This window comes from Variovorax gracilis, from assembly GCF_030317115.1.
Classification (GTDB): domain Bacteria; phylum Pseudomonadota; class Gammaproteobacteria; order Burkholderiales; family Burkholderiaceae_C; genus Variovorax; species Variovorax gracilis.
This window is the reverse complement of record NZ_JASZYF010000008.1, coordinates 53,968-73,781: the sequence shown is the minus strand read 5'-3', so window position 1 is coordinate 73,781 and position 19,814 is coordinate 53,968. Positions and strand designations below refer to the sequence as shown.

16 protein-coding genes, 1 tRNA gene and 1 pseudogene are annotated in these 19,814 nt (G+C 68.0%); 7 read left to right on the top strand and 11 right to left on the bottom strand.

The annotated features are described in order from the left end of the window. Nucleotides 1-108: 108 nt before the first annotated feature. Together QTH97_RS17230 and QTH97_RS17225 are read right to left on the bottom strand one after the other, a co-directional pair. Nucleotides 109-183: transfer RNA gene (locus QTH97_RS17230), tRNA-Arg, on the bottom strand. Nucleotides 184-227: 44 nt separating this feature from the next. Beyond that, complete coding sequence (locus tag QTH97_RS17225; RefSeq protein WP_286569591.1) at nt 228-866, bottom strand: TetR family transcriptional regulator; 639 nt, start codon at nt 864-866, stop codon at nt 228-230. A gap of 160 nt (nt 867-1,026) precedes the next feature. Here QTH97_RS17225 and QTH97_RS17220 point away from each other — a divergent pair, with 160 nt between their 5' ends. The 4 genes and pseudogenes from QTH97_RS17220 to QTH97_RS17205 form a co-directional block, all read left to right on the top strand. Beyond that, the gene (locus QTH97_RS17220) at nt 1,027-2,274 is read left to right on the top strand and encodes an efflux RND transporter periplasmic adaptor subunit (RefSeq protein ID WP_286569590.1); all 1,248 of its coding nucleotides are present in this window, start codon (nt 1,027-1,029) and stop codon (nt 2,272-2,274) included. A 13-nt stretch (nt 2,275-2,287) separates the two neighbouring features. Continuing rightward, nucleotides 2,288-5,449 (top strand): efflux RND transporter permease subunit, encoded by a 3,162-nt coding sequence (locus QTH97_RS17215; protein WP_286569588.1) that lies wholly within the window; start codon nt 2,288-2,290, stop codon nt 5,447-5,449. Next, entirely contained in the window at nt 5,439-6,842 is a 1,404-nt protein-coding gene (locus QTH97_RS17210; RefSeq protein ID WP_286569586.1) for an efflux transporter outer membrane subunit, read from the top strand. The genes QTH97_RS17215 and QTH97_RS17210 overlap by 11 nt, the downstream gene beginning before the upstream one ends. A 79-nt stretch (nt 6,843-6,921) precedes the next feature. Beyond that, nucleotides 6,922-7,581: pseudogene (locus QTH97_RS17205) on the top strand (c-type cytochrome); the annotation flags it as partial. 71 nt (nt 7,582-7,652) lie between these two features. Here the strand turns inward: QTH97_RS17205 and QTH97_RS17200 are convergent. From QTH97_RS17200 to QTH97_RS17185, 4 genes are all read right to left on the bottom strand, one after another. Next, a complete protein-coding gene (locus QTH97_RS17200) occupies nt 7,653-8,198 on the bottom strand; it encodes a DUF2946 family protein (RefSeq protein ID WP_286569584.1) in 546 nt (181 codons plus the stop codon). A 278-nt stretch (nt 8,199-8,476) separates the two neighbouring features. Further along, nucleotides 8,477-9,454, bottom strand: coding sequence for a YheT family hydrolase (locus QTH97_RS17195; protein WP_286569583.1), 978 nt, complete (start codon nt 9,452-9,454; stop codon nt 8,477-8,479). 159 nt (nt 9,455-9,613) lie between these two features. Beyond that, nucleotides 9,614-10,066 (bottom strand): YybH family protein, encoded by a 453-nt coding sequence (locus tag QTH97_RS17190; RefSeq protein WP_286569582.1) that lies wholly within the window; start codon nt 10,064-10,066, stop codon nt 9,614-9,616. A 76-nt stretch (nt 10,067-10,142) separates the two neighbouring features. Beyond that, nucleotides 10,143-10,916, bottom strand: coding sequence for a Rossmann-fold NAD(P)-binding domain-containing protein (locus QTH97_RS17185; RefSeq protein WP_286569581.1), 774 nt, complete (start codon nt 10,914-10,916; stop codon nt 10,143-10,145). Nucleotides 10,917-10,961: 45 nt separating this feature from the next. On the opposite strand from QTH97_RS17185, the gene QTH97_RS17180 reads away from it, so the two are divergent. From QTH97_RS17180 to QTH97_RS17170, 3 genes are read left to right on the top strand one after another with little or no spacing between them, the layout of a single operon-like run. After that, nucleotides 10,962-11,558 (top strand): LemA family protein, encoded by a 597-nt coding sequence (locus QTH97_RS17180; RefSeq protein ID WP_444813448.1) that lies wholly within the window; start codon nt 10,962-10,964, stop codon nt 11,556-11,558. 15 nt (nt 11,559-11,573) lie between these two features. Then, nucleotides 11,574-12,533 (top strand): TPM domain-containing protein, encoded by a 960-nt coding sequence (locus QTH97_RS17175; RefSeq protein ID WP_286569580.1) that lies wholly within the window; start codon nt 11,574-11,576, stop codon nt 12,531-12,533. Between the two features lie 2 nt (nt 12,534-12,535). After that, nucleotides 12,536-13,054 (top strand): TPM domain-containing protein, encoded by a 519-nt coding sequence (locus tag QTH97_RS17170; RefSeq protein WP_444813447.1) that lies wholly within the window; start codon nt 12,536-12,538, stop codon nt 13,052-13,054. Nucleotides 13,055-13,073: 19 nt separating this feature from the next. Here QTH97_RS17170 and QTH97_RS17165 read toward each other — a convergent pair whose 3' ends face one another. The 5 genes from QTH97_RS17165 to QTH97_RS17145 are packed head-to-tail and all read right to left on the bottom strand — an operon-like array spanning nt 13,074 to nt 19,724. After that, entirely contained in the window at nt 13,074-13,649 is a 576-nt protein-coding gene (locus QTH97_RS17165; protein ID WP_286569579.1) for a Crp/Fnr family transcriptional regulator, read from the bottom strand. A 26-nt stretch (nt 13,650-13,675) separates the two neighbouring features. Beyond that, nucleotides 13,676-14,338 (bottom strand): ligase-associated DNA damage response endonuclease PdeM, encoded by a 663-nt coding sequence (gene pdeM / locus QTH97_RS17160; protein WP_286569578.1) that lies wholly within the window; start codon nt 14,336-14,338, stop codon nt 13,676-13,678. Between the two features lie 39 nt (nt 14,339-14,377). Beyond that, a complete protein-coding gene (locus QTH97_RS17155) occupies nt 14,378-17,023 on the bottom strand; it encodes a ligase-associated DNA damage response DEXH box helicase (RefSeq protein WP_286569577.1) in 2,646 nt (881 codons plus the stop codon). Then, entirely contained in the window at nt 17,020-18,666 is a 1,647-nt protein-coding gene (locus QTH97_RS17150; RefSeq protein WP_286569575.1) for an ATP-dependent DNA ligase, read from the bottom strand. The genes QTH97_RS17155 and QTH97_RS17150 overlap by 4 nt, the downstream gene beginning before the upstream one ends. Beyond that, nucleotides 18,663-19,724: a ligase-associated DNA damage response exonuclease gene (locus QTH97_RS17145; protein ID WP_286569574.1), complete on the bottom strand. Its 1,062-nt coding sequence runs from the start codon at nt 19,722-19,724 to the stop codon at nt 18,663-18,665. The genes QTH97_RS17150 and QTH97_RS17145 overlap by 4 nt, the downstream gene beginning before the upstream one ends. Nucleotides 19,725-19,814 lie beyond the last annotated feature (90 nt).

Genomic DNA, 19,814 nt, shown 5'->3' with positions numbered 1-19,814 from the left:
TAGCCAAATCCATGCGCGTTCACAGCATGCACTCATGCATCTGATAGGGCTTGTGCGGAGGAGAAACGAAAAAGGCTGGAAGCATGCGGACGCTTCCAGCCTTTGAATTGGTCCCGCCGCCAGGAATCGAACCTGGATCTCAGCCTTCGGAGGGCCGAATTCTATCCGTTGAAATACAGCGAGATGGGTGTCGCCTGACGATGTCAGGAGCCCTCCATTATCGCCTATCAGCCACCGCCCGCCAACGGCCTGACAAAACCCAGCCCTGAAAGGTACACCCGAAAGGTCCGGCGCCCGGTCGACACCAGGTCGAAAGCCTCGGGGTCGAGCAGCCAGTCCTGGATCAACCCGCTGATCAGCGCGTGCAGCCCCAGCGCCGCCGCCGCGGCCGGGATCGGCAGGCGGATGCGGGCGCGGCGGGCGCCGGCGAGCATGGCTTTCTCGAAATCGATCACGCAGGCGTTGCGGGCGTCCAGGTGCCGCTGGTGCACCGATTGCATGTCGTGCGTGTATTCGACCTTGTGCGTGGCGATGTCGAAAACGCGGCGCACCTGGGGGTCGCTGGTCATCAATTTCAGCGCCTCGGCCATCATGCGTTCGACGTCGTCGATGGGGTCGGCCTCGGGGCCGCCGGTCACCTGTTGCGCGGCCGCCTCCAGGGGCAGCTTGACGCGGTCCATCATGGCGTTGAAAAGGTCGGCCTTGTCCTTGAAGTGCCAGTAGATCGCGCCGCGCGTGGCTCCAGCCTGCTGCGCGATCTGCTGCAGCGAGGTCTGCGATACCCCCTGGGCCTGGAAGAGCACTTCGGCCGCATCGAGCAACCGATGCCGCGTCTCGAGCGCCTCTTCCTTTGTACGACGAACCACTTAGTCTCCCTTCTTAGAATGCGCGATTGCGCACGGGTGTCACTATACATGCATGAATGTATGTAAGATACAGCCCTTTCCCGATGGTCATGTTCGCCGTGTTGCTTTAGGCACTGGCGCGAACCATGCATCGTCCTCTTCCTCGCTTCAAAGGAATCGCATGCCCGTCCTGCATGTCTCGCGCCATTCATTGTTCTCCCCGCGTCTTGCGGCTGCTGCCGCCGCCACCGCCGTGCTCCTGGCACTGACGGCCTGCGGCAAGGGCGCTGCCCCCGCGGCCGGAGCCGGTGGTGCCGCGCCGCCGCCGCCCGAAGTGGGCGTGGTGGTCGCCACGCCGACCAATGTCGGGCTGATCACCGAACTGCCGGGCCGGCTCGAAGCCTCGCGCGTTTCGCAGGTGCGTGCCCGTGCGGCCGGCATCCTGCTGGAGCGGCTCTTCAAGGAAGGCAGCGACGTGAAGGCGGGCCAGCCGCTGTTCCGCATCGATCCGGCCCCCTACGCGGCTGCCCAGCGCAGCGCGGAGGCCAGCCTGGCGCGCGCCGAAGCCAATGCGGCGCAGGCCAAGGCGCTGGCCGAGCGCTACAAGCCGCTGGTCGCCGCCAACGCGGTCAGCAAGCAGGAATACGACAACGCGGTCGCCGCGCAGAAGACGGCCGAGGCCGACGTGGGCGTGAGCCGCGCGGCGCTGACGACCGCCAAGATCAACATGGGCTACGCCGCCGTGACCGCGCCGATCTCCGGCCGCATCGGCCGCGCGCTGGTGACGGAAGGCGCGCTGGTGGGCCAGGGCGACGCGACGGAGCTGGCCGTGATCCAGCAGATCGATCCGATGTACGTGAACTTCACGCAGTCGGCCACCGACGTGCTGCGCCTGCGCCGCGCGATGGAAGCCGGCCAGTTCAAGCGCGCCAGCGGCCCGAATGCCGCGAGCGTGCGCGTCGTGCTCGAAGACGGCACCGAATACGCCCTGCCCGGCCGGCTGCTGTTCTCCGACCTGACGGTCGACGCGACCACGGGCCAGGTCACGCTGCGCGCCGAAGTGCCGAATCCCAAGGGCGAGCTGCTGCCCGGCCTGTATGTGCGCGTGCGGGTGGAACAGGCGCAGGCCGCCAACGCCATCACGGTCCCGCAGCAGGCGGTCACGCGCACGCAGCAGGGTGACACGCTGACCGTGGTCGAGGCCGACGGCAAGCTCACCAAGCGCAACGTGAAGATCAGCGCCGCGCAGAACAACCAGTGGGTGGTGCTCGAAGGCCTGAAGGCCGGCGAACAGGTGATGGTCGACGGCTTCCAGAAGCTCCAGATGATGCCGCCCGGCACGCCCGTGAAGGCAGTGCCGTGGAAACCTTCTGCACCGGCCGCTCCTGCTGCCGCGGCAGCCGCTCCGGCTCCCGCCGCGAAGCAGTAAGGAGCGCGCCCGCATGGCCAAGTTCTTTATCGACCGACCGATCTTTGCGTGGGTGATCGCGCTGTTCATCATCGTGATGGGCAGCGTGGCGATCACGCAGCTTCCGATTTCGCAGTACCCGCCGGTGGCTCCGCCGGCAATCGTCATCAGCACGGCCTACCCCGGCGCCTCGGCCCAGACACTGGAAGACAGCGTGCTGTCGGTGATCGAGCGCGAGATGAACGGCTCGCCGGGCCTTATCTATATGGAGTCGGTCGCGCAGGCGGACGGCACCGGCACGATCACGATCAGTTTCCAGACGGGCACCGATCCCGACCTCGCGCAGGTCGACGTGCAGAACCGCCTGTCGCGCGCCACGCCGCGCCTGCCGGCGGCAGTGACGCAGCAGGGGGTGCGCGTGGACAAGTCGCGCAACAACTTCCTGTTGTTCACGATCCTGTCCTCCGACAACCCGGCCTACGATCCGATCGCGCTGGGCGACTACGCCTCGCGCAACGTCGTGCCTGAACTTCAGCGGGTCGCCGGCATCGGCCAGGCGCAGCTGTTCGGCACCGAGCGCTCCATGCGCATCTGGATCGAACCGGCCAAGCTGCAGGGCTTCAACCTGTCGCCGGCCGACGTGAACGCGGCGATCCGGGCGCAGAACGCGCAGGTGTCCTCCGGCATCATCGGCGACCTGCCCAACGTACCGGGCCAGGCGATCGCCGCCACGGTGGTGGTCAACGGCCAGCTCACGACGGCCGAGCAGTTCGGCAACATCGTGCTGCGCGCCAACACCGACGGCTCGGCCGTGCGGCTGCGCGACGTCGCACGCATTGAGCTGGGCGGCCAGGCCTATTCGACCTCGGCGCGCCTGAACGGCGAGCCGGCCGTCGGTATCGGCGTCCAGCTCGCGCCAAGCGGCAATGCGCTGGCTTCGGCCAAGGCCATCCGCGCCAAGATGGACGAGCTCTCGCGCTTCTTCCCCGAAGGTGTGAAGTGGACCATCCCCTACGACAGCTCGCGCTTCGTGAGCATCTCGATCACCGAAGTGGTCAAGACGCTGTTCGAGGCGGTGGCGCTGGTGTTCCTGGTGATGTTCCTGTTCCTGCAGAACTGGCGCTACACGATCATCCCGACCATCGTCGTGCCGATCGCGCTGCTGGGCACTTTCGCGACGCTGCTCGCGCTGGGCTTCTCGATCAACGTGCTGACGATGTTCGGCATGGTGCTGGTGATCGGTATCGTGGTGGACGATGCGATCGTGGTGGTCGAGAACGTCGAGCGCATCATGAGCGAGGAAGGTCTCTCCCCGCTCGAAGCCACGCGCAAGGCGATGCGGCAGATCTCGGGCGCCATCATCGGCGTGACGGTGGTGCTGATCTCGGTGTTCGTGCCGCTGGCTTTCTTCGCGGGTTCGACTGGCAACATCTATCGCCAGTTCTCGGCGGTGATGGTGGCGTCGATCGGCTTCTCGGCCTTCATGGCGCTGTCGCTCACGCCGGCGCTGTGCGCGACCTTGCTGAAGCCGGTGGAAGCCGGGCATCACCACGAGAAGAAGGGCTTCTTCGGCTGGTTCAATCGCGGTTTCTCGCGCACGGCCAAGGGCTACGAGAGCATCGTGGCGCGCATCCTGAAGCGTGCGGCACGCTACCTCGTGATCTACGCGGCGATCATCGGCGCGGTGGTGGTGGTTTACCGCCAGCTGCCGACCTCCTTCCTGCCGCAGGAAGACCAGGGCAACATCATCATCAACGTGCAACTGCCGCCGGGTGCGACGCAGGAGCGCATGCTGTCGGTGATCAAGGATGTCGAGGCCTACATCCTCAAGCAGCCTGAAGTGCAGAGCATGGTCGGCGTGCTGGGCTTCAGCTTCTCGGGCCAGGGCCAGAACGCGGGTCTCGCCTTCGTGACGCTCAAGGACTGGGACAAGCGCCACGAGCACAGCCAGTCGGCCGATGCGCTTGCGGGTCGGGCCTTCGGCGCGCTCTCCAGCGTGCGCGATGCCTTCATCTATCCGCTGAGCCCGCCGCCCATTCCTGAACTGGGCAACGCGAGCGGCTTCACCTTCCGCCTGCAGGACCGCGCTGGCGCGGGCCACGAGGCGCTGGTGAACGCGCGCAACCAGTTGCTGGGCATGGCGAGCAAGAGCCCACTGCTGACGCAGGTGCGGCCGGACGGTCTCGAAGACGCACCGCAGCTTCAGATCGACATCGACCGCGACAAGGCGAACGCGCTGGGCGTGACCTTCGATGCGATCAACACGACGCTGTCGACCGCGCTCGGCTCGACCTACGTGAACGACTTCCCCAACCGGGGTCGTCTGCAGCGGGTGGTGGTGCAGGCCGATGCGCCGGCACGGATGCAACCCGAGGATCTGCTCAAGCTCAACGCCAGCAACAGCAAGGGCCTGCCCGTGCCGCTGTCGGCCTTTGCGACGACGCGCTGGGTCACGGGCGCGCAGCAGACGGTGCGCTACAACGGCTACCCGGCGATCCGCATCTCCGGCTCGGCGGCACCGGGCTACAGCTCGGGCGCCGCGATGGCCGAAATGGAAAAGCTCGCCGCGCAGCTGCCCCCGGGCTTCGGCTATGAGTGGACCGGCCAGTCGCGTGAAGAAAAGCTCGCGGGCTCGCAGGCCATCATCCTGTACGGCTTCGCGATCCTGGCGGTGTTCCTGTGCCTGGCCGCGCTGTATGAGAGCTGGACGATTCCGCTGGCGGTGATTCTGGTGGTGCCGCTGGGCGTGCTGGGCGTGCTGCTGGCGACGATGTTCCGCTCGCTGGCGAACGACGTGTACTTCCAGGTGGGCCTGATCACGATCATCGGCCTCTCGGCGAAGAACGCGATTCTGATCATCGAGTTCGCCAAGGACCTGCAGGCGCAGGGCAAGGGCGTGATCGAGTCTGCATTGGCCGCGGCGCACCTGCGGTTCCGGCCGATCGTGATGACCTCGCTCGCATTCGGCCTCGGCGTGCTGCCGCTGGTGCTGGCGACGGGCGCGGGCTCGGCGAGCCAGCGCGCGATCGGCACCGGCGTGCTGGGCGGCATGTTGACCGGTACCGCGCTCGCGGTGATTTTTGTGCCGGTGTTTTTCGTGGTCGTGCGCAGCCTGTTCAAGGGCAGCGAGCGCCAGCACGAGGCCGACAAGCGCCATGCGCAGGCGGCTGGCATCGAGGAATCTCATGAAAACTAAGTACACCCATAGCCTCGCTGCGCTGGGCGCGGCCCTGCTGATGAGCGGCTGTTCGCTCATCCCGAAGTACGAGCGGCCAGCGGCACCGGTGCCGGCGACGTTTCCGAATGCGGAGCCTTCGAGTGCGGGGCAGCCGTTGGCTGCGACGATCGCCTGGCAGGACTACTTCACGGACCCGCGGCTTCAGAAGCTGATCGAACTGGCGCTCGCCAACAACCGCGACCTGCGAGTCGCGGTGCTCAACATCGAGCAGGCGCGCGCGCAGTTCCAGATCACGCGCTCGGCCTTGTTCCCGGCGGTGAACGCGAGTGCAAGCGGCACCCGGCAGCGGCCTTCGCTGTTGGGTACTGGCATCTCTGAAAGCTACTCGGTCGGGCTGGGCTTCACGGCGTGGGAAATCGACTTCTTCGGCCGCATCGCGAGCCTGAAGGATTCCGCACTCGCGCAGTACCTCGCCACCGAGGAAGCGCGCAAGGCGACGCAGATCAGCCTGATCGCCTCCGTGGCCAACGGATGGCTCGCGGTGCTGGGTGATGACGAAGTGCTGGAGATCACACGCCAGACGATGGTGACGCGGGACGAGTCGCTCAAGCTCACGAAGCTGCGCTTCGACAACGGCGTCTCGTCGGAGATCGACTTCCGGTTCGCGGAATCGCAGGCCGAAACCGCGCGCGCTGCCTATGCGCAGCAGCAGCGCGTACGCATGCAGAACGAGAACGCCCTCGCGCAGCTCATCGGCGCGCCGGTGCCGCCCGAAGCGACCCAGGGCAGCAAGGAGGGGCTCAAGGCCCTGGCGCCCATGCAGGAGCTGCCGGCCGGGCTACCGTCCGATCTGCTGGGTGAGCGCCCCGACATCCGCGCTGCGGAGCAACAGCTGATCGCAGCCAATGCCGATATCGGCGCGGCGCGTGCGAACTTCTTCCCGCGCGTGACGCTGACATCGTCGGTCGGCACGGCAAGCTCCGAGTTCTCGGGGCTCTTCAAGAGCGGGTCGAAGGCCTGGGCGTTCGCGCCGCAGATCACCTTGCCGATCTTCAATGCCGGCGCCAACCAGGCCACTCTGGATTCGGCCCGCGCGGGACGCGAGATCGCGGTGGCGCAGTACGAGAAGAGCATCCAGACGGCATTCCGCGAAGTCGCCGATGCGCTCGCGGGCCGCGCCACCTTCGACGATCAGTTGCGCGCCCTCGTGGCGCAGACGAACGCCGAGGAGGTGCGCTTCAAGCTGTCCGACATGCGCTACCGCAATGGCATTGCCAGCGGGCTCGACCTGCTGGACGCCCAGCGCTCGCTCTATACGTCGCAGCTCGCGACGGCGCAGACGCGGCAATCGCTGCTGCAGAACCAGGTGACGCTGTACAAGACGCTGGGTGGCGGCTGGGCCACACATTGATGTGTGAAAGAGGGGCGCCCAGGACGCCTCTCTATAATCGCCGGTTGATCCGAAAAAAGCCCCCGATACCGAGGACGCAATGAGCAGCGAACCGCACTACCAGGCGACAGAAGAAGCCCACACCGGCCCGATCAAGAACCCGAAGCAACTGCTGCTGGCGGTATTTTTCTCCTTCATTGCGCCCATCCTGATCATTGCGGGACTCGTTTCGTACGTGGTCTCGGGCACCCATCCCTCGGGTTCGGCCGAGGGTGACAGCATGTCGCTCTATGGTGTCTCGAAGGAAAACCGCGATCGCGAAATCGCGGAGCGCCTCAAGAAGGTGGGCTCCATCGAGATCCGCGATGCCAACCGTCCCCTCGCCACCGGCGAAACCGTGTTCAAGGCCCAGTGCGTGGCTTGCCACGGCAGCCCGGGCATTCCCGGCGCGCCTCACCTGAACGACGCTGCGGCCTGGGCCCCCCGCATCGGCCAGGGCTTCGCCACGCTGCTCGAGCATGCGCTCAAAGGCAAGGGCGCGATGCCTGCCCAAGGTGGCGGCGACTTCGACGACCTGGAAATTGGCCGCGCGGTGGTCTACCTGGCCAATGCAGGCGGCGCCAAGTTCCCCGTGCCCGAGCGTCCTGCGGCGGGCGATGCGGCGGCGGCGGCACCTGCCGATGCAGCGGCTGCACCCGCAGCGGCACCGGCAGCAGCGGCACCCGTTGCCGCGCCTGCACCTGCCGCAGAGGCGAGCGCAAAGTAGGAAGCCCCGCCTTCCACACGAGACAAAGCCCGCGACCTGCGGGCTTTCTTCATTGCGTCGTTCGTTCAGTGCGGCGCGGCAGGCTTGACGGGTTGGCTCGCGGCCGGGCTCATCACATGACCGAAGCGCGCGGGCAAATCATGGGTGCGGACGTTTTCCGGCACCCAGCGTCCCTGCTCCACGGCCTCGGCGGCGATGCCCATGTCCAGCGTATGCACCAGGCCCAAGCCCAGGGGTGCGACCAGATAGAGCCTGCCCTCCTCGTCGAGCAGGCAGGCGGACGGCTCGACCGGCAGGCCCGAATGGGACATGACTGAAAAATCGTCGCCCACACGCCAGATCCAGGGCGCGGCCTCAAGCTCGACGTACACGCGCTGCGGGCCGTTCTGGAAGAACCACTGGCCCTGATCGTCGTGCTCGTAGTTGCGCTGGATGAAGTCGATCAGCTTTTCATGCTGCAGCAGCGAGCCCTTGGCGACGGGAAACGGCCCGGTGGCCTGCGTGCGGTCGTCGCGCAAGTACCAGTTGCCGCGCGCGTCGAGCCCGAGCCAACCGTAGCAATGCGGAACGTTGGGCCACTTGGCCAGTGCCTGTTTGACGATGTCGTCCATCAGGGCATTTTGCTCCCCCCCAGGCTTCGCGCACTGCGTGTCGCTTCGCCTACCCCCTGCCGGGGGCAACACCGGCGGCCCGGCGGAGCCGGTTCCGCGGTGTTTCTGGACTCGCCCCCAGGCTTGCTCACTGCGTGTAGCCGCCTACCCCCTACCGGGGGCAACACCGGCGGCCCGGCGGAGCCGGTTCCGCGGTGTTTCTGCACTCGCCCCACTCTCTGCCGGGGGCAACACCGGCGGTACGGCGGAGCCGCTTCCGGTGTTTCGGATGAGTCGGTTCAGCGACCGGCCAACCAGTCGACTACGCGTTCGGGCATGCCGCGAACGTGGCCGGGCGGCAGGCCGAGCGGGAAACCGACGTGGCCGCCGTGCGCGGGCTGCCATAGCGTGACGTAGCTTCCGACCTCTCCGGCGCGCGGCAGGCTGCTGGCCGGCACGAAGGGATCGTTGGCGGCGTTCACCACCAGCGCGGGGACGCGGATGGCGTGCAGGTGCGGCTTGGCCGAGCCCCGTGCCCAATAGTCGTCCGTGTCGCGAAAGCCGTGCAGCGGCGCGGTGAAGACGTTGTCGAAGTCGTACAGGTTCCGGGCCGCCATGAGCGTGTCGCGGTCGAAGAGGCCCGGATGCTGCGCCAGCTTCGCCAGCGCCTTGGGCTTCATGGTCGACAGGAACATGCGCGTGTAGACCAGGCGGTTGAAACCTCGTCCGATGGCCGCGCCTCCCGCCGCGAGATCGAGCGGCGCCGAGATCGACGCGACGGCACTGACCAGCTTCGACGCCTCGCCGCCCGCTTCCTCCGTCCAGCGCATCAGCGCATTGCCGCCGAGCGAGACGCCGGCCGCCATGATCGATCCGCCACCGTTCTGATCCTGTCGCGTGCGCAGCCTCTCGAGGATCCAGCCGATCTCCTCGAAATCGCCCGAGTGGTAGGCGCGCGGCGCGAGGTTCAGCTCGCCGCTGCAGCCGCGAAAATGCGGCACGGCGTAATCCCAGCCCCGCTCCATCGCGAAGGCGGCAAAGGCTTCGGCATAGTGGCTGCGCGACGAACCTTCCAGGCCGTGGAACACCACAAGCAACGGCCTCGGCCGCGGCGCAGTGCCTTCGAGAAAGTCGACGTCGATGAAATCACCGTCCGGCGTGGTCCAGCGCTCGCGGCGGTAATCGGGCAGAGGCGCATGAACCCGCCGCGCGTACAGCGCGGGCCAGATGGTCTGCAGGTTGCCTCCAGGCAACCAGCGGGGCGCAACATAGTCCATCTCAGTCGTCCATCCCGAAAGCCACAACGCGCAGCGCCTGAAACCGGCGCACACGATGCGTGAAACCTCGCGGAACCGGCTTTGCCGGGCCGCAGGGGTTGCCCCCGGAGAGGGGGTGGGCGGCCACACGGAGTGGGCAAGCCTGGGGGAGAGCCTTCATCAATGAATCGTCTGAGGGGCATCGCCCGTGTCCCCGGGATCCTGGGCGCTGCCCGGGCTGGCATGGTGGGCGACCATGCGCCAGCCTTGCGGGGTCTTGTGATAGACGTTGGTGGCCAGCACGAAGGCATGGCGCGGCCCTTCGGCGGTCAGCACCTCGATGCGCTCCAGCACGTTGTGCACTGCGCTCGCCAGCGATTCGACCTTGCGCACGCGCGCCGGCGTCGCATGGATGGCGCCATTGCCGAACATGTGCTCGAACGCGGCGCGGATCGCATCGGCGCCCACGAGGCGCGGGCCGCCGGGGTGTACGCAGAAGATCTCTTCCTCGTCGGCCCAGCAGCCCATCAGCGAATCGACGTCGCCACGTTGCAGGGCCTCGTAGAAGGCCGCTTCGATGTCGTCGGCGGTGCCGCCGACGGTGGCGGCGCGGAGTTTGGTCTTGGTGGACATGGTGATGCGGTCGGGAAGCGGCGATTTTGCATCGGGCCGAGAAATCCGAGGTGACGCGGGGTAGCGCCGTTTCGCATCATGAATGCGGCAAGGAAGGCGCCACCCAGCCCTGCACGACGGCGCGCAACTCGCCCTGCGCCGCCTGCCAGACCAGCTCGGGCGCGGCCACGTGCACGCCGGGCGGCGCGATGCGCAAGGCCACGTCGACCAGTTCGGCCACCTTGGACGCACGCACCGGTTGTTCGCTCGCCGGCACCATGAATCGGGTAATGGACAGCATCCACGCGGCGAGCCGCTCGGCGGGATTCGCAAAGCGCTCCTTCGCCGGCTTCTGTGCCGAACGCACGAGGATCACGCGTTCGAAGCCGAGCGCCACGACGGCCTGCTCGTCGAGGCTGGCGAGGCCGCGCTTCAGCGCCTCCGGCAACCGTCCTTGCGCATGGGGCTGCACGACGGCCAGGGTTTGCACGCCGCATGCGCGCAGCCAGGCGGCGAGCGCCGGCAGTTGCGCGGGCTCCGGTGTCCACAGCGCGCGCTCGCGGTCGTAGTAGAGGCGCGGCGGCTCGAACAGGACCAGCGCGGTGTCGGCCTTCAACAGCGGCCATTGCGCGATCGGGCCGTTCGGAGCGAGCACGGTTTCTACGCCCGGCAGCCCGTCGCGAATCGGCTCGCGGGCCAGCACGTGGGTGTGGTCGAAGCGATGCCTGCCGGCCAGGCGCCGCACCAGTTCATGGCCGAGCGCACCCGTCGCGCCGGCGATCAACAGGGTGCCAGCCGGATCGCCGGACGCAAGGCTGGGCGCGGACCGGCGGTTCGCGGCCTGCAGGACTTGAAGTGGGTCGACCACCATCCATCTATGCTACCTTCGCGAACTTCGCAACAAGGGAGCACCCCCATGGTGAAACGCTGGCTACTGATCATCCTCGCAGCGCTGTCGCTGGCGGGCTGCGGATACAACGATTTCCAGCGCCTCGACGAGGCGAGCAAGTCGGCGTGGAGCGAAGTGCTCAACCAGTACCAGCGCCGCGCCGACCTGGTGCCGAACATCGTCGCCACGGTCAAGGGCGAAGCCAATTTCGAGCAGGAAACGCTCACCAAGGTGATCGAGGCGCGCGCCAAGGCCACATCGATCCAGGTGACGCCCGAGACGCTCAACAACCCCGAGGCCTTCAACAAGTTCCAACAGGCGCAGGGTGAACTGTCGGGCGCCCTGTCGCGGCTGATGGTCGTGGCGGAACAGTACCCCAACCTCAAGGCCAACCAGGCGTTCCGCGACCTGCGCGTGACGCTGGAAGGCACCGAGAACCGCATCACCGTGGCGCGCAACCGCTACATCCAGACCGTCCAGGAATACAACGTGCTCGCGCGAAGCTTTCCGACCAACCTGACGGCCAAGGTCTTCAGCTACGACCCCAAGCCCAACTTCACGGTGCAGAACGAAGCCCAGATCTCGACGCCACCGTCGGTCGATTTCAGCGCGCCGAAGAAGTAGACGCGGCGACGCACCATGACGGCTGTCCGCATCCGGCACGCGTTGACGGCCTTCCTGTTGCTGGCGTGCGCGCTTTTCGCTGCGCATGCGCAGGGGCTGCTGCCGATTCCGGCGCTGAACGCGCGGGTCATCGACCAGACGGGCACGCTGAGCGCGGCGCAGCGCGAGGCGCTCGAAGCCAAGCTGCAGGCTTTCGAGCAGCAAAAGGGCTCGCAGATCGTGATGTTGATGGTCCCGACCACACAGCCCGAGGACATCGCGAGCTACGCCAACCGGGTCGGCAACGAATGGAAGATCGGCCGCAAGCAGGTCGGCGATGGCATCCTCGTCGTGGTCGCCAAGAACGACCGCAAGATGCGCATCGAGGTCGCGAAGACACTGGAGGGCGCAGTGCCCGACCTCGCAGCCGCGCACATCATCGACGACGCGATGAAGCCGCGCTTCCGGCAGAACGACTTCGCCGGCGGACTCGATGCGGCGGCCGACCAACTCATCGCCAGGGTCAAGGGCGAGGCGCTGCCGGAGGTCGATGCACGCGGCGGTGACTTCAGCGGCGGACAGGGCGGCAACGAGGGCTTCAACTGGCAGGACCTCGCGGTGTTCTTCTTCATCGCCGTGCTGGTGGGCGGGCCGATCGCGCGCCGCATCCTCGGCAAGATCCCCGGCTCGCTCGCGATGGGCGGGCTCACAGGCGTCGTCGTGATGGTGCTGACGTCCAGCATCGTGATCGCCGTGCTGGCGGGCCTCGCGGCCCTGCTCTTTACCCTGCTGTCGATGGCTTTCGGTGCAGGCGCCGGACGGCGCGGCGGCGGCTTCGGCGGTGGTGCATTGGGCGGCGGTCTCGGAGGCGGATTGGGCGGCTGGGGCGCGGGACGCGGCGGCGGTGGCGGCTGGGGCGGCGGTTCGGGCGGCGGCGGATTCAGCTCGGGCGGTGGCGGCGACTTTGGTGGCGGCGGCGCCTCGGGAGACTGGTGACCATGGCGACGATGCTTTCCCGTCTCGGACGGCTCTGGCGCCATCGTTGGATCGACGAGGCCGAGGTGCGGCGCGCCTTGCCGCCCGTTGTGCTCGAACGCCTGGAGCGCCGGGTCGGCGCGAGCGAGAGGCGGCACAGCGGCGAGATCCGCATCTGCGTCGAGGCCGGCCTGCCGATGTCCTACTTGTGGCGCGACGCGCAGCCGCGGGAGCGCGCGATCACGCTGTTCGGCAAGCTGCGCGTGTGGGACACCGCGGACAACAACGGCGTGCTGATCTACCTGCTGCTCGCCGAGCACGCGATCGAGATCGTGGCCGACCGCGGCATCGACGCGCGGGTGAGCGACGACGATTGGGCCGCGATGGCGCAACGCATGGGTGCGGCGTTCCGCGAAGGTCGGTTCGAGGACGGACTCACGCAGGCGCTGGAAGAAGTCTCGGCGCTGCTGGTCGAGCACTTCCCGCTCGCCGAGGGCCAGGCCGACAGCAACGAACTGCCTGACGCACCCGTGGTCCTCTGACGCGCTCCGGGGCGAAGCTTCAGAGATCCTGCGAGTCGAGCAGCCTGCGATTGACGGAGTGCACCGCGTCGAGTTCGGACTGCAAGGCGCGCGTGACCTGCGAAAGCGTGCGCAGTCGCCGGTTGCTTTCGCGCAAGCGCTCGGCCAGCCCCTTGGACAAGCCGAGCATCAGCCGCGCCGCAGCGGCGGGATGTTCGACGATCAGCGTCATGAGCGCCGCACGGGAGAGCACGCCGAGCTTGACCTCGGTGATCGCCGTGCAGCTTGCCGAGCGGGGGCCGCCGTCGATGACACCCATCTCGCCGATCAGGCTCCCCGGGCCGATGACGGAGATCACCACTTCCTCCCCCGGCATGCCCGTGTTCGTCTCCGCGCGCACCTGGCCGTCCAGCACGAGGACCATGTAGTCGTTGTCGACCGCGTCCCCTTCCTCGAACAGCAACGTGTCAGGCAGCACGTGCACTGGGCGCATGGCATCGACCACGACGCGCGCTTCTTCGAGCGCCATGCCGGCCATGGGCGCGATTTCCGTCAGCAGGTAGACGGCGTGCTCGCGGAGGTCCGCGCCGGAATGCAATTCGCCAGGGTTATCCATAGAGTGATGTCGTCCGTGGCGAATTTTCACACCTTCCACACGGCATCGCCGCCGACAGCGAAGAAACGACGGTCCGGCGCGGCGTCGACGCGCCAGCCGCCGGTGAACTCGCCGAAGGCGGGCAGGACCAGTTGATCCCCATCCTGCACGAAGCACGGGACGCGCACGCTGTCGCGGCCTCGCCCGTACAACTTCAGGGTCGGATGGACATGGCCCGCCAGCACGAAGTGCGAGGGCTGCTTTTGCGGGTGATGGCAGGCGGCGAAGGGCCCCATGGGATGCGGTTCATCCACCACGCGGATTCGCAGCGAGGCCGGCGGATCGCCGGCCCGGCTGTCGTGATTGCCCCGCACCAGCGTGCAGGCCAGCGCCCGATGCTGCTCGCGCCACGCCTCGACCGCGGCCAGCAACTGCGCGGTGCGAGCCTGCACCGCGTGCAGGAAGTCGCCGAGGAACACGATCTCCTCCGGCCCGTGACGATCGATCAGCCGATCGAGGCGCGCCAGGTTCTCCTGCGTGGTGCCGCTGGGCACCGGCTGGCCGAGCGAACGATAGGTGGCCGCCTTGCCCAGGTGGAGGTCGGCAATGAACAGCACGCGCTCGGCCGGCCACCAGAGGGCCGGGTCGGGCAGGAGATCGATCTGCTGGCCCGCCAGTTCGATCCGGCAGGCTTTGGGGGTAGAAGACACGTTTCGAGTTTCCCAGATGCGCGGCCCGCCCGTGCCGGCTTACAGCGGAGGAAGGGGCCGGGAGGTCTTTCGCTTCCTGCGCGGCGCCGCGTCGCCGGGCACGCTTGCATCCGCCGCCTGTTCCTGGCCGAAGCGCAGCGTCTCCTTGACCTGGTCCGCGCCGCCGACCTGCATCGCGCCGCCCGCCGCCGTCTCCAGTTGCTGCACCATGCGCGCGATGCGGTCCGCCACGTTTTCGTTGGAGAGCTTCTCGCGAAAGCGCTCCACCATCAGCGGAAACGCGAAGGGCGTGGGGCGCGCCAGCGATTGCACGACCAGCTGCTGTGTCGCCATGCGCACGAGGCTGGCGCGCAGGCGCCCGATTTCGAGTTCCTGCGCGAGCAGTTCCGCTTCCGCCTGCTGCAGCAGGCGATTCGCCGGGTCGTACTTGCGAAACACCTCGTAGAACAGCGATGACGAGGCCTGAAGCTGCTTGTTGCTTCGTCTTTCGCCCGGAAAGCTCTGGAAGATGAGCCCCGACACCCGTGCGATCTCGCGGAAGCGCCGTCGCGCCAGCTCGGTCGCGTTCAGCGACGCGAGCACTTCATGCAGGAGTGCCGTGCGTTCGTCTCGCTGCGCGATGGCCTCCAGCGCCTGGGCGTCGTGCCCGGCCACCAGCACCTGCGGCAAGAGGGTCGGCCAATCGACTTCGGTCGCGCTCAGCAACTCGAAGCCGTAGTCGTTCACCGCGATCGAGAAGGTGCGTGGCTCATGCTGCGCGACGCGCCACGCGATGAGGTTCGCGAGGCCCAGATGCACAGGTCGCCCGGCGAAGGGATAAAGGAACAGATGCCATCCCTCGCGCGTCCTCAGCACTTCGGCGAGCAGCGTCTGCGGCGTCGGGAGCGCAGACCAGCGCTGCTGGATGTCGAGCAAGGGGCGCACGCACTGGAGTTCGGCCGTGTCGTAGCGACCTTCGCCCGCGAGTGCGAGCTGCTGAACCACGGCGTCGGCCAGCGTGCTCGACAGCGGCATGCGCCCGCCGTTCCAGCGCGGCACGGCGGGCCGCTTGCCGCTCGCGCGCCGGACCCAGGCCGTCATCTCGTGGACGCGCACCAATTCCAGCAGCCGCCCGCCAAACAGGAAGCAGTCGCCCGGCTTCAGCCGCGCGACGAAGCCCTCCTCCACGCTGCCGATCTTCCCGCCGCTGACGAACTGCACCGACATGCTCGCATCGCTGACGATGGTGCCGATGTTCGACCGGTGGCGACGCGCCAGCCGCGCATCGGGCACGCGCCAGATGCCCTCCGCATCGGGCACGGCGCGGCGGTAGTCCGGGTACGCCGCGAGCGACGGCCCGCCTTGCGACACGAAGTCCAGGCACCACTGCCAGCTTTCGCGGGACAGGTTGGCGTAGGCCACGGTCTGGCGCACCTCGTCGTACAGCGCATCGGGCAGGAAGCCGCCGCCCAGGGCGATCGTCACGATGTGCTGCACCAGCACGTCCAGCGGCTGTTCCGGCGATATCCGGGCCTCGATGTGGCCGGCTGCGATCGCTGCGCGTGCAGCCACGCCCTCCACGATCTCGATGCTGTGGGTCGGCACCAGCGTGATCCGCGACGGTCGCCCCGGCGCATGGCCCGATCGCCCTGCACGCTGCAACAGCCGCGCCACGCCCTTGGGCGAACCGATCTGCAGCACGCGCTCCACCGGCAGGAAATCCACGCCCAGATCCAGGCTCGACGTGCAGACCACCGCACGCAAGTCGCCGTTCTTCAGGCCCAGTTCGACCCATTCGCGCACGGCGCGATCCAGCGAGCCGTGATGCAGCGCGATCTGTCCGGCCCAGTCCGGCCGCGCTTCGAGCATCGCCTGGTACCAGATCTCCGATTGCGAGCGCGTGTTGGTGAAGACCAGCGTAGTGGTGCTGGCGGCGATCTCGTCGATCACCTGCGGCAGCATCGTGAGGCCCAGGTGCCCGCCCCACGGAAAGCGCTCGGCGCGGCCGGGCAGCAGCGAATCGATGACCAGCGTCTTCGGCACGTCGCCTTGCACCAGCACGCCAGGCTCGCCGGCCAGCAGCGCCCGCATCGCCTCGTCGAGGTTGCCCAGCGTGGCCGACATCCCCCACACGCGAAGCCCCGCGTTCCAGCGCCGCAGCCGAGCCAGCGCAAGCTGCACCTGCACGCCGCGCTTGTTGCCGAGCAGTTCGTGCCATTCATCGACGACCACCATGCGCAGCGAGCCGAACACGTCCTTGGCATCGGCACGCGAGAGCAGCAGCGACAGGCTCTCCGGCGTGGTGACCAGCACCGTGGGGAGCCGCTGGTTCTGGGCGCTGCGTTCGGCCGCGCCGGTATCGCCGCTTCGCGCGCCGGCGCTCCAGTCGTGTGCCTCCGCACCGAGGCCCTCCAGGGCCTGTTGCAGGGCGCGCAAGGTGTCGGCAGCCAGGGCGCGCATCGGCGTCAGCCAGAGCACCGTGAGCGGCGGCGCATGGCGGGTGCCGGACCGCCGCTCCTTCGCCTCGCCGGCGAACGCCAGCAGCGCACCGAGCCAGACCGCATAGGTCTTGCCGGCTCCGGTGGTCGCGTGCAGCAGGCCCGAACGGCCGTCCGCGATGGCCTTCCACACGTCGCGCTGGAACTGGAAGGGTTTCCAGCCGCGGGCGGCGAACCATTCATCCAGTGCGCGCTTCGTGATCTTCATGAGGGCAGCAGCGCGGCGAGCGTCTGCAGGGTGTCTGCCTCTTCCACCGGCTTGTCCTCGCGCCAGCGCAGCATGCGCGGAAAGCGCACCGCGATCCCGCTCTTGTGCCGCGTGCTCCGGGCGATGCCTTCGAAGCCGAGCTCGAACACCAGCGTCGGCCGCACGCTGCGGACCGGGCCGAAGCTCTCGATCGTGGTCTTGCGGATCACCGCATCCACGCGCGCCATCTCGGCATCGGTCAACCCCGAGTAGGCCTTGGCGAAGGGCACGAGCTTGCGGTCCCCGGCTTCGGGCGGCCCATCCCACACGGCGAAGGTGTAGTCGCTGTAGAGGCTTGCGCGGCGGCCATGGCCGCGCTGGGCGTAGACCAGCACGGCGTCGACGGAGAGCGGATCGATCTTCCACTTCCACCACACGCCCACGTCCTTCGTGCGCCCGACGCCGTAGGGCGCATCGCGCTGCTTGAGCATCATCCCCTCGACGCCCATCGAGCGGGCGGCTTCGCGCTGCCGTGCGAGATCGTCCCAGCTTTCTCCATGCAGCATCGGGCTGGCAACGAGCGAGGGATGTTGCGCATCGGCGAGCAGGTCGTCGAGCAGCACGCGGCGCTCCTGCTGCGTCAAGCCGCGCAGGTCGCGACCCTGCCATTCGAGCAGGTCATAGGCCAGCAGCACGACGGGGGTCTCGCGCAACAGCTTCAGGCCGAGCGTCTTGCGCCCGATGCGCTTCTGCAGGTCGGCAAAGGGCTGCACCCTGTCGTCGCGCCACACCACGATCTCGCCGTCGAGCACGGTGCCTTCGGGCAGCGCCTCGCCCATCACCGCGAGCTCGGGGAAGCGATCGGTCACCAACTCCTCGCCGCGCGACCACAACCAGACTTGCCCGGCGCGCTTGACCAGTTGTGCGCGGATGCCGTCCCACTTCCATTCGATGATCCATTGCGAGGGCGGACCGAGCGTGGTCTCGAATGCTTCGAGAGGCAGGTTGAAGGGATGCGCGAGGAAGAAGGGATAGGGCTGGCCGCTCGTCTGCCGGTCGAGCTCGCCGGTGCTTTCCGGCGCGATCAGCGCGGCGTAGTCGGCCGCCGTGGGCTGGCCGCTGATATGGGTGTAGCCCATGAGCCGCTGCGCGACGCGCTTGGGATCGAGCGCGCCGACAGCCGCCAGGGCCTGCGTGACCTGCAGGCGCGAGACGCCGACGCGAAAGCCGCCGGTGATGAGCTTGAAGTACACCAGCCGCTCCTCCATGGCCAGCCGCTTCCATTGCGAACGCAGGGCATCCGCCAGTGCGTCGGGCAGGGACTTGCGCAGGGGCAGCAGATGCTGCTCGATCCAGGCCGCGAGCCCCAGGTCGTGCGTTTCGTCCGGCGGCGGCAGCAGCAGCGAGATGGTCTCTGCCAGGTCGCCGACGGCCTCGTAGCTCTCGTCGAAGAGCCATTCGGGCAAGCCTGCCGACTCTTGCGCCAGCAGCCTCAGCAGCTTGGCAGGCACGAGTTGGCGCGGCTTGCCGCCGGCGAGGAAGTACACGGCCCAGGCCGCGTCCTCGGGCGTGGCGCTTTGCAGGTAGCGCTGCAGGGCGGCCTGCTTCGCCAGGCTGGAAGTGGTTGCGTCCAGCTCGCGATAGAGCGCGGCGAACTGCTTCATGGTGGTGCCGCGGCGGCGCCTGCCTCAACGGAGCCGTCTGCATCTTCGTCCCCGTACTCGGTGCTGAAGGCTTGCGCATCCAGGCCGTTCTCGCTCAGCCATCGCACCATCACGGCGACCATGCCATGCGTGACGAACACGCGCTCCGCGCCGGTCCCGGCGATGGCCTGCTGCAGGCCGGGCCAGTCGGCGTGGTCGGACATCACGAAGCCACGGTCCACGCCTCGGCGCCGCCGCGTGCCGCGCAGTTGCATCCAGCCGCTCGCGAAGGCATCCGAGTAGTTGCCGAAGCGGCGCATCCACGGCGTGCCTTGCGCCGACGGCGGCGCGAGCACCAGCGCGCGTTGAAGCAGCGCCGCATCGACACCCGGATCGCTCACGCGCAAGGTCGGCGGCAAGGCGACACCGGCTGCGCGATACACGGCGTTCAACGGCTCGACCGCGCCGTGCACCACGATCGGCCCAATGCTCGAATCCACGCCGTGCAGGATGCGCTGCGCCTTGCCGAACGCATAGCAGAGCAGCACCGACGCCCTGCCCTGCTGCGCGTTGGCACGCCACCAGTCATTGATCTCGGCAAACAGCACCTGCTGTGTCGGCCAGCGGTAGATCGGCAGGCCAAAGGTCGACTCGGTGACGAAGGTGTCGCAAGGCACCGGTTCGAAGGGCGCGCAGGTGCCGTCAGGCTCTGTCTTGTAGTCGCCCGACGCGACCCACACCCGCCCGCCATGCTCCAGCCGCACCTGAGCCGATCCGAGCACGTGGCCCGCCGGATGCAGCGACAGCCGCACGCCGTGATGGACGATGCTCTCGCCATAGGCCAGCGTCTGCAGCGTGATCTCGCCGAGCCGGGTGCGCAGCGTGCCCGCGCTGTCGGTGTGCGCGAGATAGTGGGCGTGGCCCACGCGTGCGTGGTCCGAGTGCGCGTGCGTGATGACGGCGCGATCGACCGGACGCCACGGGTCGATGTAGAAATCGCCCGGCGGGCAATAGAGGCCCTCGGGGCGAGCGACGACGAGGTCGCTCGAAGCGGGGACATCGGACGATGGATGGGTCATGGGGCGACCTCCATCGTAGGTCGTGCCGCCCGATCCTGCGTCGCGACCCCGGCGCGACGCGCTGTCGGCAGGGGCCTACGACTTGCCCGT

What these genes read in the sequence shown, in the direction of transcription:
- QTH97_RS17175 (WP_286569580.1), top strand. Translation starts at nt 11,574, where the DNA reads ATGACGGCTGTCCGCATCCGGCACGCGTTGACGGCCTTCCTGTTGCTG.
- QTH97_RS17215 (WP_286569588.1), top strand. Translation starts at nt 2,288, where the DNA reads ATGGCCAAGTTCTTTATCGACCGACCGATCTTTGCGTGGGTGATCGCG.
- QTH97_RS17210 (WP_286569586.1), top strand. Translation starts at nt 5,439, where the DNA reads ATGAAAACTAAGTACACCCATAGCCTCGCTGCGCTGGGCGCGGCCCTG.
- QTH97_RS17145 (WP_286569574.1), bottom strand. Translation starts at nt 19,724, where the DNA reads ATGACCCATCCATCGTCCGATGTCCCCGCTTCGAGCGACCTCGTCGTC.
- QTH97_RS17200 (WP_286569584.1), bottom strand. Translation starts at nt 8,198, where the DNA reads ATGGACGACATCGTCAAACAGGCACTGGCCAAGTGGCCCAACGTTCCG.
- QTH97_RS17180 (WP_444813448.1), top strand. Translation starts at nt 10,962, where the DNA reads ATGGTGAAACGCTGGCTACTGATCATCCTCGCAGCGCTGTCGCTGGCG.
- QTH97_RS17195 (WP_286569583.1), bottom strand. Translation starts at nt 9,454, where the DNA reads ATGGACTATGTTGCGCCCCGCTGGTTGCCTGGAGGCAACCTGCAGACC.
- QTH97_RS17190 (WP_286569582.1), bottom strand. Translation starts at nt 10,066, where the DNA reads ATGTCCACCAAGACCAAACTCCGCGCCGCCACCGTCGGCGGCACCGCC.
- QTH97_RS17220 (WP_286569590.1), top strand. Translation starts at nt 1,027, where the DNA reads ATGCCCGTCCTGCATGTCTCGCGCCATTCATTGTTCTCCCCGCGTCTT.
- QTH97_RS17165 (WP_286569579.1), bottom strand. Translation starts at nt 13,649, where the DNA reads ATGGATAACCCTGGCGAATTGCATTCCGGCGCGGACCTCCGCGAGCAC.
- QTH97_RS17170 (WP_444813447.1), top strand. Translation starts at nt 12,536, where the DNA reads ATGGCGACGATGCTTTCCCGTCTCGGACGGCTCTGGCGCCATCGTTGG.
- QTH97_RS17155 (WP_286569577.1), bottom strand. Translation starts at nt 17,023, where the DNA reads ATGAAGATCACGAAGCGCGCACTGGATGAATGGTTCGCCGCCCGCGGC.
- QTH97_RS17150 (WP_286569575.1), bottom strand. Translation starts at nt 18,666, where the DNA reads ATGAAGCAGTTCGCCGCGCTCTATCGCGAGCTGGACGCAACCACTTCC.
- QTH97_RS17185 (WP_286569581.1), bottom strand. Translation starts at nt 10,916, where the DNA reads ATGGTGGTCGACCCACTTCAAGTCCTGCAGGCCGCGAACCGCCGGTCC.